The sequence below is a fragment of the Streptomyces sp. NBC_01171 genome, from assembly GCF_045039805.1.
GTDB lineage: Bacteria > Actinomycetota > Actinomycetes > Streptomycetales > Streptomycetaceae > Streptomyces.
Genome location: NZ_CP108609.1, coordinates 1,831,117 through 1,846,101, shown reverse-complemented (window position 1 = coordinate 1,846,101; position 14,985 = coordinate 1,831,117). Strand labels below are relative to the sequence as shown.

Annotated in this window: 13 protein-coding genes; 6 read left to right on the top strand and 7 right to left on the bottom strand. The window is 70.3% G+C overall.

What is annotated here, in order from left to right:
- Positions 1-39 precede the first annotated feature (39 nt).
- The 4 genes from OG448_RS08355 to OG448_RS08340 all read right to left on the bottom strand — a co-directional run bounded on the left by OG448_RS08355 (position 40) and on the right by OG448_RS08340 (position 4,090).
- Positions 40-1,302 carry a hypothetical protein gene (locus tag OG448_RS08355; protein WP_405552447.1) on the bottom strand — a complete coding sequence of 421 codons (1,263 nt, stop codon included), beginning with the start codon at positions 1,300-1,302 and terminating at the stop codon, positions 40-42.
- Positions 1,284-2,024: an ABC transporter ATP-binding protein gene (locus OG448_RS08350; protein ID WP_405552445.1), complete on the bottom strand. Its 741-nt coding sequence runs from the start codon at positions 2,022-2,024 to the stop codon at positions 1,284-1,286. Before OG448_RS08350 ends, OG448_RS08355 begins: the two co-directional genes overlap by 19 nt.
- A gap of 180 nt (positions 2,025-2,204) precedes the next feature.
- Positions 2,205-3,569, bottom strand: a complete 1,365-nt coding sequence (locus OG448_RS08345; protein WP_405552443.1) for an aspartate aminotransferase family protein — start codon at positions 3,567-3,569, stop codon at positions 2,205-2,207.
- Between the two features lie 2 nt (positions 3,570-3,571).
- Positions 3,572-4,090 (bottom strand): Lrp/AsnC family transcriptional regulator, encoded by a 519-nt coding sequence (locus OG448_RS08340; RefSeq protein WP_161203079.1) that lies wholly within the window; start codon positions 4,088-4,090, stop codon positions 3,572-3,574.
- Between the two features lie 208 nt (positions 4,091-4,298).
- On the opposite strand from OG448_RS08340, the gene OG448_RS08335 reads away from it, so the two are divergent.
- Genes OG448_RS08335 through OG448_RS08315 form a run of 5 tightly spaced genes read left to right on the top strand, consistent with a single transcriptional unit; the run spans position 4,299 to position 10,302 of the window.
- Positions 4,299-5,747, top strand: coding sequence for a gamma-aminobutyraldehyde dehydrogenase (locus OG448_RS08335; protein WP_405552441.1), 1,449 nt, complete (start codon positions 4,299-4,301; stop codon positions 5,745-5,747).
- A gap of 46 nt (positions 5,748-5,793) precedes the next feature.
- Positions 5,794-6,987, top strand: a complete 1,194-nt coding sequence (locus OG448_RS08330; protein ID WP_405552439.1) for an extracellular solute-binding protein — start codon at positions 5,794-5,796, stop codon at positions 6,985-6,987.
- Between the two features lie 35 nt (positions 6,988-7,022).
- Positions 7,023-7,466 (top strand): helix-turn-helix transcriptional regulator, encoded by a 444-nt coding sequence (locus tag OG448_RS08325; protein WP_405552437.1) that lies wholly within the window; start codon positions 7,023-7,025, stop codon positions 7,464-7,466.
- A gap of 10 nt (positions 7,467-7,476) precedes the next feature.
- On the top strand, positions 7,477-7,887 hold the full coding sequence (locus tag OG448_RS08320; RefSeq protein ID WP_030808673.1) for a VOC family protein: 411 nt from the start codon (positions 7,477-7,479) through the stop codon (positions 7,885-7,887).
- 48 nt (positions 7,888-7,935) lie between these two features.
- Positions 7,936-10,302 carry an ATP-binding cassette domain-containing protein gene (locus OG448_RS08315; protein WP_405552435.1) on the top strand — a complete coding sequence of 789 codons (2,367 nt, stop codon included), beginning with the start codon at positions 7,936-7,938 and terminating at the stop codon, positions 10,300-10,302.
- A 51-nt stretch (positions 10,303-10,353) separates the two neighbouring features.
- On the opposite strand, the gene OG448_RS08310 is transcribed toward OG448_RS08315, so the two are convergent.
- Positions 10,354-11,007, bottom strand: coding sequence for a DUF305 domain-containing protein (locus OG448_RS08310; RefSeq protein WP_405552433.1), 654 nt, complete (start codon positions 11,005-11,007; stop codon positions 10,354-10,356).
- Between the two features lie 177 nt (positions 11,008-11,184).
- Here OG448_RS08310 and OG448_RS08305 point away from each other — a divergent pair, with 177 nt between their 5' ends.
- Positions 11,185-12,687, top strand: a complete 1,503-nt coding sequence (locus OG448_RS08305; RefSeq protein ID WP_405552432.1) for an LVIVD repeat-containing protein — start codon at positions 11,185-11,187, stop codon at positions 12,685-12,687.
- A gap of 302 nt (positions 12,688-12,989) precedes the next feature.
- Here OG448_RS08305 and OG448_RS08300 read toward each other — a convergent pair whose 3' ends face one another.
- Entirely contained in the window at positions 12,990-13,679 is a 690-nt protein-coding gene (locus OG448_RS08300) for a glycerophosphodiester phosphodiesterase (RefSeq protein ID WP_405552431.1), read from the bottom strand.
- Positions 13,680-13,809: 130 nt separating this feature from the next.
- Positions 13,810-14,859 (bottom strand): adenosine deaminase, encoded by a 1,050-nt coding sequence (locus OG448_RS08295; protein WP_405552429.1) that lies wholly within the window; start codon positions 14,857-14,859, stop codon positions 13,810-13,812.
- Positions 14,860-14,985 lie beyond the last annotated feature (126 nt).

The window sequence follows — 14,985 nt, the reverse complement described above, 5'->3', positions numbered from 1 at the left end:
TCATCGGCGGCCCGCGAACTTTCTTTCCCCGCTTGTCCCTCAGCGCGTCGGCGGCAGCGCCGACAGGTAGGCGATCAGCAGGGTGAGCGGCACGAACAGGGCGATCAGGGCGGCGGCCCGCAGCGCGGCGGAGCCCCGCAGCATCGTGGCCGGGGCGCCGAGGCGGAGCAGCGCGGCCGTGGTGCCGGCGCGGGACTGGCGGGTCTCCACGGCGGCCGTCAGCAGCGTGGCCAGCGTGCAGCCGCCGACCACCAGCGTGGCCACGGTGGACAGCGGGCCGAAGGCGGCGGCCGGCTGGTCGTACATCGCGGTCGTGGCGAGCGCGGCCGCCGTCACCGCGCAGACCACTCCGAGCGGGCGCCCGATCCGCGTGGCCTCGGACATCAGCACCCGCCCCGCCAGCAGCCGCAGCGCGCCGGGCTGCGCCGACTGGAGGACCCGCCCGCACAGGTGGGTGAGGCCCGGCGCGGCCAGGACCAGCCCGAGCGCGGTGAGCAGCCAGCCGCCCAGTACCGCCGCGCCCTCCACGGGCAGCGCCAGCACGGACGCCGGGGCGGCCCGGTTCGCGTACGCCTGCACGGCGAGGCCCGCCGCCAGCGCGGCGACACCCCACGGGAAACCCGCCGGGGCCTCGCGGGGCGGCGGCGTGACGGTCAGCACGTCCGACCAGCCCGCCTGCTCGGCGTCGGCCTCCACCGGAGCTTCCGCGGAAGCGGGAGCCTCCGCCTTGTGGAGGACGGCGTGCCAGCGGGCACCGAAGGACGCCGTGCCCTTCGCGGCGGGTCGGCGCGGGTCCCGGGGGCGCAGGCTGAGCGCCACCGCACCCGAGGCGGCGACCGGCAGCAGCGCCAGCAGTGTCAGCACGGCGGGGACCGGGAGCGGCCGGTCGGCCGCGAGGAACTGCGCGCCCTTCCCGTCGATGGGCAGCCCCGACAGGTCGCCGCGCAGATGCAGGAAGAACAGCAGGGCGACCAGCGAGCCCAGCGTGCACGCGAGCAGCGTGGTCAGCGCCGAGACCGCCATCAGCCGGCCCGGCCCGAGCCCCACCGCCGACAGCCCCGGCCGGGGCCGGGTGCCGGGGTCGGTACGGGCCACCGCCAGCGCCAGGTAGACCGTCGCGGCGAGCGGCACCACGCACCAGGCCAGGCGCAGCGCCGCCGCGCCCGGCGTCTGGGGATGGCCCAGCGCGTAGCCGAGGGAGCCGAGCAGCAGGAAGCCGGTGCCCGCCGAGGCGGCCGCCACGAGCAGACGGCGCAACTGGACGGCGGGCCGGGCCGCGCGGGTCAGACGGAGAGCGAGCACGCCGCCTGGCCTTCCGAATCCGGGGCGTCCGGCAGATGCACGGTCTTCACCCGGCGCCCGTCCAGCAGCGAGACCGAGCGGTCGGCGAGGGCCGCCGTCTCAGGGTCGTGGGTGGCGAGGACCACCGTGATGCCGTGCGAACGGGCCGCCGTGGTGAGCGTGCGCAGTACGTGCCCGCGGTCGGCGCGGTGCAGCGGCGCGGTCGGCTCGTCGGCGAACAGCACCGTCGGCCCGGGGGCGAGCGCGCGGGCGATGGCGACGCGCTGCCGCTCCGCCTGGAGCAGTTCGTGCGGGCGCTTCCTGGACTTGTCGCCCACGTCCAGCCGCTCCAGCCACTCCATCGCGGCCACCTTGGCGCGGCGGCGGCTGGTGCCGCGCAGCATCAGCGGCAGCGCCGCGTTCTCCCAGACGTTCAGCTCCGGCACGAGCGCCGGGGCCGGGTCGATCCAGCCGAACCGGTCGCGGCGCAGCTTCTCGCGGGCCATCGGGCCCAGGGTGTGCACGGGGGAGCTGTTGAACCACACCTCGCCCCCGTCCACCCGGACCTGTCCGGACAGACAGCGCAGCAGGGTCGTCTTGCCGCTGCCGCGCGGGCCGCCGACCGCGAGGATCTCGCTCTCCCGGACGCCCAGCGAGATGCCGGCGATGCCGGGGGAGCCGTCGGGATGCTTGAAGTGCAGGGAGCGTGCCCACAGCACGTCGTTGTCCGGCGGAGCCTCCATGGCGTACACCTCGGTTCTGATCCGTTTTCCCGTGTCCTTGTGCCCTGTTCGGGGGAACGAAGACCGGGCCGATCGGTCACTGGGCACGCTAGGCAGCACCGAGGGGGAGGCGGCACAGCACACGGCCCCGGGCCGTCGTTCTCACTCGAACGGGCGGCGCCGGGGCCGGGGGTGGAGGGGTCAGAGCTTGGTCCACGCCTCCGTCAGGGTCGCGCGCAGGATCTGCTCGATCTCGTCGAACGTCTCCTGGTTGGCGATCAGCGGCGGGGCCAACTGGATCACCGGGTCACCGCGGTCGTCGGCGCGGCAGTACAGGCCGTTCTCGAACAGGGCCTTGGAGAGGAAGCCGTACAGGACGCGCTCGATCTCGTCGGCGTCGAAGGACTCCTTGGTGTTCTTGTCCTTCACCAGCTCGATGCCGTAGAAGAAGCCGTTGCCGCGGACGTCGCCGACGATGGGCAGGTCGTGCAGCTTCTGGAGGGTGCGCAGGAAGGCGCCCTCGTTGTCCAGGACGTGCTGGTTCAGGCCCTCGCGCTCGAACAGGTCGAGGTTGGCGAGGCCGACCGCGGCGGAGACCGGGTGGCCGCCGAAGGTGTAGCCGTGCAGGAAGACGTTGTCGCCCTTGTAGAAGGGCTCTGCGATCCGGTCGGAGACGACGGTGGCGCCGATCGGGGAGTAGCCCGAGGTCATGCCCTTGGCGCAGGTGATGATGTCGGGGACGTAGCCGAACTTGTCGCAGGCGAACATCGTGCCGAGGCGGCCGAAGGCGCAGATGACCTCGTCCGAGACGAGCAGGACGTCGTACTGGTCACAGATCTCGCGCACCCGCTGGAAGTAGCCGGGCGGCGGCGGGAAGCAGCCGCCGGCGTTCTGCACCGGCTCCACGAAGACCGCGGCGACCGTGTCCGGGCCCTCGAAGAGGATCTGCTGCTCGATCTGGTCGGCGGCCCAGCGGCCGAACGCCTCCGGGTCGTCGCCGTGGATCGGGGCGCGGTAGATGTTGGTGTTCGTCACCTTGTGCGCGCCCGGCACCAGCGGCTCGAAGGGTGCCTTCAGCGCGGGCAGGCCGGTGATGGACAGGGCGCCCTGCGGGGTGCCGTGGTAGGCCAGCGAGCGGGATATGACCTTGTGCTTGGCGGGCTTGCCGACCAGCTTGAAGTACTGCTTGGCCAGCTTCCACGCGGTCTCCACGGCCTCGCCGCCGCCGGTGGTGAAGAAGACCTTGTTGAGGTCGCCGGGGGCGTAGCCGGCCAGCCGCTCGGCCAGCTCGATCGCCTTCGGGTGGGCGTAGGACCACACCGGGAAGAAGGCCAGCTCCTGCGCCTGCTTCAGCGCGGTCTCGGCCAGCTCCACCCGGCCGTGTCCGGCCTGGACCACGAACAGGCCCGCCAGGCCGTCGAGGTAGCGCTTGCCCTTGTCGTCGAAGACATGGGTGCCCTCGCCCCGCACGATGGTGGGGACGGGCGAGTTCTCGTACGACGACATGCGGGTGAAGTGCATCCACAGGTGGTCGTACGCGGTGCGGCTGAGGTCCTTCTGCGTCACGGTTATCGGGTTCCCCACATGTAGGTCTGCTTCTTGAGCTTGAGATAGACGAAGCTCTCGGTGGAGCGGACGCCGGGCAGGGCCCGGATACGCCGGTTGATCACGTCCAGGAGGTGGTCGTCGTCCTCGCAGACGATCTCGGCGAGGACGTCGAAGGAGCCCGCGGTCATCACCACGTACTCGACCTCCGACATGGCACTCAGCGCGTCCGCGACGCCGTCCACGTCGCCCTCGACATGGACTCCGACCATCGCCTGGCGGCGGAAGCCCACGGTGAGCGGGTCGGTGACCGCCACGATCTGCATCACGCCCTGGTCCAGCAGCTTCTGCACCCGCTGGCGCACGGCCGCTTCGGAGAGGCCGACCGCCTTGCCGATCGCGGCGTAGGGCCTGCGGCCGTCCTCCTGGAGCTGCTCGATGATGGCGAGGGAGACGGCGTCCAACTGCGGGGTGCCGCTCCTGGACTCGCGGGCGGAGTCCCTGTGTTCTGTGCTTCGACTGGCCACGCCCTCACTGTGCACGACAACTCGACAGTTTCGCAAGGCTCGATCGATGAAATTCGTTGTTTACGGGCTTGCAGTGTGCGGATTTCGCAGTACGGGTCGTGGTGGGGGTGTTGAAAACGTGGGTGTCACGACTAGGGTTGGGCTGTCTCAGCCACCGGACAGCCGTGCGGCCTTCCGGGGGCGGGGACAGCTCGAACCCTCGAACCAGATCAGGAGGCCGGCAGTGAGCACCGAGCCGCGTGGGCTGCGCAAACTCCGGAACTATGTCGCCGGTGAGTTCCGGGACGCCACCGACGGACGGACCACCGACGTGGTCAACCCCGCCACCGGTGAGGTGTACGCGACCGCGCCGCTGTCCGGGCAGGCGGACGTGGACGCCGCCATGGACGCGGCCGCCAAGGCGTTCCCGGCCTGGCGCGACACCACCCCCGCCGAGCGGCAGAAGGCCCTGCTGAAGATCGCCGACGCGTTCGAGGAGCGGGCCGAGGAACTCATCGCGGCCGAGGTGGAGAACACGGGCAAGCCCATCGGGCTCACCCGCTCCGAGGAGATCCCGCCGATGGTCGACCAGATCCGCTTCTTCGCGGGCGCGGCCCGGATGCTGGAGGGGCGCTCGGCCGGTGAGTACATGGAGGGCCTCACCTCGATCATCCGCCGCGAGCCGATCGGCGTCTGCGCGCAGGTCGCGCCGTGGAACTACCCGATGATGATGGCCGTGTGGAAGTTCGCCCCGGCGCTCGCCGCGGGCAACACGGTCGTCCTCAAGCCCTCGGACACCACCCCCGCCTCCACGGTCCTCATCGCCGAGATCATCGGTTCGGTGCTGCCCGCTGGCGTCTTCAACGTCATCTGCGGCGACCGGGACACCGGCCGCATGATGGTCGAGCACCCGACCCCGGCGATGGCCTCCATCACCGGCTCGGTGCGCGCCGGCATGTCGGTCGCCGAGTCGGCGTCCAAGGACCTCAAGCGGGTCCACCTGGAGCTGGGCGGCAAGGCGCCGGTCGTCGTCTTCGAGGACACCGACATCCCCAAGGCCGTCGAGGACATCTCGGTGGCGGGCTTCTTCAACGCCGGTCAGGACTGCACCGCCGCGACCCGGGTCCTCGTCCAGGAGTCCATCCACGACGAGTTCGTGGCCGCGCTCGCCAAGGCCGCGTCCGAGACGAAGACCGGGCAGCCGGACGACGAGGACGTGCTCTACGGCCCGCTGAACAACCCCAGCCAGCTCAAGCAGGTCGCCGGCTTCATCGAGCGGCTGCCCGCGCACGCCAAGGTCGAGTCGGGCGGCCACCAGGTCGGTGACAAGGGGTACTTCTACGCCCCCACCGTGGTCTCCGGTCTCCAGCAGGACGACGAGATCATCCAGAACGAGGTGTTCGGGCCGGTCATCACCGTCCAGTCCTTCACCGACGAGGACCAGGCCGTCGAGTGGGCCAACGGCGTCGACTACGCGCTGGCCTCCTCGGTGTGGACCAAGGACCACGGGCGTGCCATGCGCATGTCCAAGAAGCTGGACTTCGGCTGTGTGTGGATCAACACCCACATCCCGCTGGTCGCGGAGATGCCGCACGGCGGCTTCAAGAAGTCGGGCTACGGCAAGGACCTGTCGGCGTACGGGTTCGACGACTACACCCGCATCAAGCACGTCATGACGTCGCTGGACGCCTGACCAGGGCCGATTGTCCCTCCGGCGGGCGGACCGGCACACTTTCCAGGTGCTTCACACCTCTGTTCGTGGTTCCGCCCCCTCCCGCCGGTCCGTGCTGCGGGCCCTCGGGGGCACCGCCGCGCTCGGCGCGCTCGCCGGGTGCGGGGTGCCCTCGGCGTACGTCCGTCCCGGCGACCGCTCCGCCCCCGACCGGTCCGCCGCCGACCACCGGCTGACCTGGTCGAACTGGCCGCTGTACATCGACACCGATGACGACGACCCGAACAAGCGGCCCACGCTGGACGCCTTCGAGAAGCGCACCGGGATCTCCGTCGACTACGTCGAGGAGATCAACGACAACGACGAGTTCTTCGGCAAGGTCAGCCCCGCCCTGATGAACCACCGGCCCACCGGCCGGGACCTGATCGTCATCAGCGACTGGATGTGCGCGCGGTACGTCCGGCTGGGCTGGGTCCAGCGGATGGACCGGGCCGAGCAGCCCCATGTGGCGAAGTACCTGGACCCGCTGCTGCGCCGGCCCGCCTTCGACCCGGGCCGCGTGTTCACCGTCCCCTGGCAGTCCGGCATCACCGGCATCGCGTACGACCGCCGACGGCTCGGCCGCGAGATCCGGCACGTGAAGGACCTCTGGGCGAGCGATCTCAAGGGCCGGGTGACGCTGCTGTCGGGGCTCGACGAGGCGTTCGCGCTGCTGATGCAGGGCAACGGTGTCGACATCACCCGCTGGACGGCCACCGACTTCCACACCATGTGCGACGAGGTGGAACGCGAGGTCCGTCGGGGCCAGATCCGTCGTTTCACCGGCAACGACTACACCAAGGACCTGGTCAGCGGCGACGTCCTCGCCTGCCAGGCGTACTCCGGCGACGTCATCCAGCTCCAGGCCGACAACCCGCACATCCGCTTCGTCGTCCCCGAGGAGGGCGCCGAACTCTGGTCGGACTCCCTGATGATCCCCGACCGCGCCGCCCACAAGTCCAACGCCGAGCGCCTGATCGACTACTACTACACCCCCGCGGTGGCCGCCGAACTCGCCACCTGGGTCAACTACGTCTGCCCGGTCCCCGCCGCCCAGCACATCCTCGCCGACAGCCCCGACAAGGACACCGCTTCCCTGGCGACGAACCCCCTGATCTTCCCCGACGGCCCCATGCGCGAGCGCCTCGCCATAGCCCGCGACATCAACCCGACGGAACGGCCGGAGTTCGCGCGACGGTGGAACTCGATCGTGGGGTTGTAGGGGGTCGACGCCCCCTCCCGTGGCACGATTTCAGGATGACCAGCTCACCCGGTGACCCGCGCCGACTGCGGGAGCTCGTGCTGTTGCGGCGGGTGCGGGATCGGATCGATCGGGAGTACGCGCGGCCGTTGGATGTGGAGGCGCTGGCTCGGGGGGTGAACATGTCGGCGGGGCATCTCAGCCGGCAGTTCCGGGCCGCGTACGGGGAGTCGCCGTACAGCTATCTGATGACGCGGCGGATCGAGCGGGCGATGGCCTTGCTGCGGCGGGGGGATCTGAGTGTGACCGAGGTGTGCTTCGAGGTGGGGTGTTCCTCGCTGGGGACGTTCAGTACGCGGTTCAGCGAGCTGGTCGGGATGCCGCCGAGCGTGTACCGGACCGAGGCGGCGCGGGCGACGGAGGGGCTGCCGACCTGCGTGGTCAAGGTGGTGACCAGACCGGTCAGGAATCGAGAAGCGCGGGTCCCGGGCCACGGCTAGCGTGACGGCCATGGACATCACCATTCACGCCAGTTTCCTCCCCCAGGACGACCCGGAGGCGGCCCTCGCCTTCTACCGGGACACCCTCGGCTTCGAGCTGCGCAACGACGTGGGACACAACAACCTGCGCTGGCTCACCGTCGGCCCCAAGGGCCAGCCGGACACGAACATCGTGCTGAGCCCGCCCGCCATGGACCCCGGCATCACGGACGACGAGCGGCGCGTCATCGCCGAGATGATGGCCAAGGGCACCTACGCCAGCATGGTCCTCGCCACCCCCGACCTGGACGGTACCTTCGACCGGCTGGTGGCCGCCGGTGCCGACATCGTCCAGGAGCCCGCCGACCAGCCGTACGGCATCCGGGACTGCGCGGTACGGGACCCCGCGGGCAACATGCTCCGCATCCAGGAACACCGCTGAGCAGTCCAGGCGTACGACGAGGGGCCGGTACGTGAAGATGGAGACAGTATGAGCAACGGCACGGACGCGCACGCCGCCGACAGCCACGAGATGATCCGGGTCCACGGCGCGCGGGTGAACAACCTGAAGGACGTCAGCGTCGAGATCCCCAAGCGCCGGCTGACGGTGTTCACCGGCGTCTCCGGCTCCGGCAAGAGCTCACTGGTGTTCGGCACCATCGCCGCCGAGTCGCAGCGGCTGATCAACGAGACGTACAGCGCGTTCGTCCAGGGCTTCATGCCGACGCTCGCCCGCCCCGAGGTGGACGTGCTCGACGGGCTCACCACCGCGATCATCGTGGACCAGCAGCGCCTCGGCGCCGACCCCCGCTCCACCGTCGGCACCGCCACCGACGCCAACGCCATGCTGCGCATCCTGTTCAGCCGGCTGGCCGCCCCGCACATCGGCCCGCCCAGCGCGTACGCCTTCAACGTCGCGTCGGTGCAGGCCAGCGGTGCGATCAAGGTGGACAAGGGGGCGCGCAGGGCGGAGAAGGTGACGTTCAGCCGCACCGGCGGGATGTGCCCGCGCTGCGAGGGCCGGGGCGCGGTCACCGACATCGACCTCACCCAGCTCTACGACGACTCCAAGTCGCTGCGCGAGGGCGCGCTCACCATCCCCGGTTACAGCGTGGACGGCTGGTACGGCCGTATCTACACCGGTTGCGGCTTCTTCGACCCGGACAAGCCGATCGCCAAATTCACCAAGCGCGAGCTGCACGACCTGCTCCACAAGGAGCCCACCAAGATCAAGGTGGAGGGCATCAACCTCACCTACGAGGGCCTGATCCCGAAGATCCAGAAGTCGTTCCTCTCCAAGGACGTCGACTCGCTCCAGCCGCACGTCCGCGCCTTCGTGGAGCGGGCCGTCACCTTCACCGTCTGCCCCGACTGCGCGGGCACCCGGCTGAGCGAAGGCGCCCGGACTTCGACCATCGACGGGGTGAGCATCGCGGACGCCTGCGCGATGCAGATCACCGACCTCGCCGAGTGGGTACGCGGCCTCGACGACCCCTCGGTGGCCCCGCTGCTCACCGCGCTGGGCCACAGCCTCGACTCGTTCGTGGAGATCGGCCTCGGCTACCTCTCCCTGGACCGCCCCTCGGGCACGCTGTCCGGCGGCGAGGCGCAGCGGGTGAAGATGATCCGCCACCTCGGCTCCTCGCTCACCGACGTCACGTACGTCTTCGACGAGCCCACCACCGGACTGCACCCGCACGACATCCAGCGGATGAACGGCCTGCTGCTGCGCCTGCGCGACAAGGGCAACACCGTGCTCGTCGTGGAGCACAAGCCGGAGACCATCGCCATCGCCGACCACGTGGTCGACCTCGGTCCGGGCGCCGGTACGGGCGGCGGCGCCGTCTGCTTCGAGGGCACCGTCGAGGGGCTGCGGGCCTCGGACACCGTCACCGGGCGCCATCTGGACGACCGGGCCTCGCTGAAGAAGAGCGTCCGCAAGGCCACCGGTGCGCTGGAGATCCGGGGCGCCGACGCCAACAACCTGCGCGGGGTCGACGTGGACATCCCGCTCGGGGTGCTGGTCGCGGTGACCGGGGTCGCCGGGTCCGGCAAGAGTTCGCTGGTGCACGGTTCGGTGCCCGAGGGGGAGGGGGTCGTCTCCGTCGACCAGGGGGCGATCCGGGGGTCGCGGCGCAGCAACCCGGCTACGTACACAGGGCTGTTGGACCCGATCCGCAAGGCGTTCGCCAAGGCCAACGGGGTCAAGCCCGCGCTGTTCAGCGCCAACTCCGAGGGCGCTTGCCCCACTTGCAACGGAGTCGGGGTCGTCTACACCGACCTCGCCATGATGGCGGGGGTCGCCACGACCTGCGAGGAGTGCGAGGGGCGGCGCTTCCAGGCGGCGGTGCTGGAGTACCGGCTCGGGGGCCGCGACATCAGCGAGGTGCTGGCGATGCCGGTCAGCGAGGCGGAGGCGTTCTTCGCGGAGGGCGAGGCCCGTATCCCGGCCGCACACCGCATCCTGACCCGCCTCTCGGACGTGGGCCTCGGCTACCTCGCCCTCGGTCAGCCGCTGACCACCCTCTCCGGCGGCGAACGCCAACGGCTCAAGCTGGCCACGCACATGGCGGAGAAGGGTGGGGTGTATGTCCTGGACGAGCCGACCGCCGGACTCCACCTCGCCGACGTAGAGCAACTCCTCGGTCTGCTCGACCGGTTGGTGGACTCCGGGAAGTCGGTCATCGTGGTCGAGCACCACCAGGCGGTGATGGCCCACGCGGACTGGATCATCGACCTGGGGCCCGGCGCCGGTCACGACGGCGGGCAGATCGTCTTCGAGGGGACGCCGGCCGAGCTGGTGGCGGACGGGTCGACGCTGACAGGGCGGCACTTGGCGGAGTACGTGGGGGAGTGAGGCTCTGCCGACCGGGACTCCGGGCTGGACTGGTTCGGCCCGGAGCCCCGGTCAGAGCATGTCGCGCATCCGGACGATCTCGCTGGTCTGCTGGACGATCACGTCGTCGGCCATCTCCTCGATCTGGATGTTGTTGCCCTGCGCCTTCACGTCGGTGGCCATGGTGATCGCGCCCTCGTGGTGGGCGATCATCAGCTTGAGGAAGAGCTGGTCGAACGCCTTGCCCTGGGCGGCGCGCAGCTCGGTGAGCTGTGCTTCGGTCGCCATGCCGGGCATGGTGCCGTGGTCATGAGCCGTGCCGCCCTTGCCGTAGGTGGCCAACCAGCCCTTCATGGCGGCGATTTCGGGACCCTGTGCGGCGGAGATGCGTTCCGCGATGCGTTTGACCTGCGTGGACTCGGCTCTCTTGGGGGCGAGTTCGGTCATCTTCAGGGCCTGGGTGTGATGGACGATCATCATGTGGGCGTAGGAACGGTCCGCCGCGTTGGGGGAGTTGTCGTCCTCGCGCTGCTCGGCGGCGTCCTCGGCGGACATCGTGCGGTTCGCCTCGCCGGGCTTGCCGGGGGCGATGACCGAAGGGCCGTTGTGCGCGGCGGACTTGGTGCCGGAATCGCCGGAGTGCGCGGAGCCGGAGCAGCCGCCGGCCGCGAGTACGGCCGCGGCTGTCAGGAGGGCCGTGGTGAGGGAGGCGCGGCGGTGCGGCACGGGGGTCTCCTGCCTTCGTAAGGGTGCGGGTAACGACCGTCCTAGCACTCTTCCGCCCGCGAATGACCGAGAACCTTCGGACGCGACTCATTGCGCACTGTTGACCTGTCCATGACGCGGACGATACTGCGGGGGAGTGTGAGCCGCGCCCCCACGTCCGGCATCAGGGAGGAAGCAGTGACCCTGTCCCACGACCCCCGAACCCGTCGCAGACGCCTGGGAGTTGCCGCCGCCGCGGCAGGTCTCCTGGCCGCGCTGCTCACCACGGCACCGGCCTCCGCCACCCCCGACCCCGGTGACAGCCCCGCCGCCGGACAGCGCGTCTCCAAGAGCGAGGCGGCCGAGGTGCGGGGCGCGATCGCGGACGGCGAGATTCCGGGCCAGGACGAGATCGTCCACTCCGCCAACATCGAGCACCTCACCAACATCCCCAAGGACGCCCTCTCCGGCTACAACACCGACCTCGCCTTCCAGGGCGGGTACGCCTACGCCGGCAACTACGACGGCTTCCGCATCTTCGACATCAGCAATCCGAAGGCGCCGAAGACGGTCTCCCAGGTGCTGTGCCCCGGCTCGCAGAACGACGTGTCCGTCAGCGGCAACCTGCTGTTCCTCTCCACCGACTCCTCGCGCAGCGACAACTCCTGCGCGAGCACCACCCAGCCCGCGACCGAGAAGTCGTCGTGGGAGGGCATGAAGATCTTCGACATCAGCGACAAGGCGAACCCGAGGTACGTCGCCGCTGTCGAGACCGCCTGCGGCTCCCACACCCACACGCTGGTGCCCGAGCGCAAGAACGTCTACATCTACGTCTCCTCGTACTCGCCGAGCGCCACCTTCCCCGACTGCCAGCCGCCGCACGACGGCATCTCGGTCATCAAGGTGCCGCGCAAGGCGCCCGAGAAGGCGGCCGTGGTCGGGTTCCCCGTCCTCTTCCCCGGTGAGGGCCCGGACGGCGGCGGCAACCCGGGCGCGCCCACCAACCCCGGCGTCTCCAAGACCACCGGCTGCCACGACTTGACCGTCCTGCCCTCGAAGGACCTGGCGGCGGGCGCCTGCATGGGCGACGGCATCCTGTTCTCCATCAAGGACCCCGAGCACCCGAAGGTCATCGACCGGGTCCAGGACAACGTCAACTTCGCGTTCTGGCACTCCGCGACGTTCAACCAGCGCGCGGACAAGGTCGTCTTCACCGACGAGCTGGGCGGCGGTGGCGCGGCCACCTGCAACGCGGCCGTCGGCCCCAACCGCGGCGCCGACGGCATCTACGACATCACCGGCCGCGGCGACCACCGCAAACTGGTCTTCCGCAACTACTACAAGATCCCCCGCCACCAGGCCGACACCGAGAACTGCGTCGCCCACAACGGCTCCCTCATCCCCGTCAAGGGCCACGACCTCATGGTCCAGGCGTGGTACCAGGGCGGCGTCTCAGTCTGGGACTTCACCGACTCCCGCAACCCCAAGGAGATCGCCTACTTCGAGCGGGGCCCGCTGACCACGGACACCCTCCAGATCGGCGGCTCGTGGTCGGCGTACTACTACAACGGCTACATCTACTCCAACGACATCATCAAGGGCTTCGACGTCCTGAAGCTGAGTGATCGTCGGACTGATTCGGCTCGGCGGGTGCACCTGCCTGAGCTGAATGTGCAGACGCAGCCGGAGTACTTCGACTGAGCGGACACCGTCGGTACCGGTGGCTTTCCTGTGCAGGGAGCCGCCGGTCCGCACGGGGCGCTCGGGCATCCCTGCCCGCCGCGACGGACACGGCATCGTCGTGCGGATGAGCCATGTGGACACCACTGGGAACTCCTCCGGAAGCGCCTGGGTTTTCGCTCTGGAGGAGATCCCTGCCGCTGCCGCGAGCGAGGACGGCACGATGCGTCAGGCCGCTCCCGCCTTCGGTAGGACTCTGAGCAGAGCACCGGAGGGCACGCCTCAGGCTTTGCGATGACACCCGCTTTAGGAGAGCGGTACTCCTAGTCCGTCTGCTTTCGCAGAGCGGTCAGCGTGTCGATCCTGTTCGTCGTGATCGAGTCCGCGCCCAGTGCCAGCAGCTTCCGCATCGAGCGCCCCGTGTCCGGCGTCCACACCGACAAGAGGTAGCCCTCCTTGTGGACTCGGGTGGCCAGGTCCCGGTCGACCAGGGAGAAGCGGTAGTTGAGGTAGTGGGGGCGTAGGGCGGCGAGGAGGGCCGGGCGGGGGCGGGCCTTGGTGGTCCAGGAGAGGGCCAGTTCGGCTGTGGGGGCGGCTGCGCGGAGGGTCAGGAGGGACTGGGCGCCTGCGGAGTAGTAGACGCGGTCCTCCGCGCCTGACTCGCGGACCACGTCCAGGATGCGGGCCGCCGTGCGCGGGGTCACGCCGCCGCACAGGTCCGCCATGACCCGCGTGCCCTCCGTTGCCGACAGGGCTTCCGCCAAGGTCGGGATGCCGCCCGCCGTCACCTCCGTCACCTGGGCCGCCGTCAGCATCGACAGGGGGCGGTCGATTTCCCACAGGCGCTTCAGGGTGTCGTCGTGCAGCAGGACGGGGACGCCGTCGCGGGTGAGGCGTACGTCGATCTCGACCGCGTCCGCGCCCCGGTCCAGCGCGGAGCGCAGCGAGGCGAGGGTGTTCTCGCGGAAGCGGTAGGGGTCGCCCCGGTGTGCGACGGCGGTCCAGGTCTGCATGGTCGACATTCTGGCAGCCGGCGGGCGTCCGTGGACAAAGCCCCGCAGGCGAGGGCGGAGCGGTGGGGCGGCTGACCGGGCTGCCGAGGGGGCCCGTCAACAGTCCGGCCAGGGCCCCGCCGCCCCCGCCTCAGCCCGCCAGCCACGCCTCCGTGTACGCGTCGATCTCCGTCGAGATCCGCTTCTTGCCCGCCGCGTCCAGGAACGACGCCTCCACCGCGTTCTTCGCCAGGGCGGCCAGGCCGCGCTCGTCCAGGTTCAGGAGGCGGGCCGCGATGGCGTACTCCTTGTTGAGGTCCGTGCCGAACATCGGGGGGTCGTCGGAGTTGATGGTGACGAGGACGCCCGCGTCGGCGAACTGCTTCAGGGGGTGTTCGTCGAGGGTGCGGACCGCGCGGGTGGCGATGTTCGAGGTGGGGCAGACCTCCAGGGCGATGCGGTGCTCGGCCAGGTGCGCGAGCAGCTTCGGGTCCTGGGCCGAGCTGGTGCCGTGGCCGATGCGTTCCGCGCCCAGCGTGGTCAGGGCGTCCCAGACCGTCTGCGGGCCCGTCGTCTCGCCAGCGTGGGGGACCGAGTGGAGGCCGGCGGCCCGCGCGCGGTCGAAGTACGGCTTGAACTGTGGGCGGGGGACGCCGATCTCCGGGCCGCCGAGGCCGAAGGAGACCAGGCCCTCGGGTCGGACGCGGTCGTCCGTCGCCATCCGGGCCGTCTCCTCCGCCGACACCAGTCCGGCCTCGCCGGGGATGTCGAAGCACCAGCGCAGCACGGTCCCGAAGTCGGCCTCGGCGGACTTGCGGGCGTCCTCGATCGCGTCCATGAAGGCACGGTCCTCTATGCCGCGCCGCACCGACGAGAACGGGGTGACGGTCAGCTCGGCGTACCGCACCTGCTGCCGGGACATGTCACGCGCGATCTCGTACGTCAGCAGCCGGACGTCCTCCGGGGTGCGGACCAGGTCCACGACCGACAGGTAGACCTGGATGAAGTGCGCGAAGTCGGTGAAGGAGAAGTAGTCCGCCAGCGCCGCCGGGTCGGTCGGGACCTTGGAGTCGGGGTGCCGCGCGGCCAGTTCCGAGACGATGCGGGGGGAGGCGGAGCCGACGTGGTGGACGTGGAGTTCGGCCTTCGGCAGTCCGGCGATGAAGTCGTGCGGATCGCCGGCGGCGCTGCGCTCGGTCAAGGAATCCTCCCCAGGCTGATCGGATGGTGCGCAGACATCCTAGGACGGGGCGGCAGACCCTACGGTCGGTCAGGGGTTGCTCCGTACGGCCCAGGGGACGGCTCTAACATGGGCTGACAAGCTACG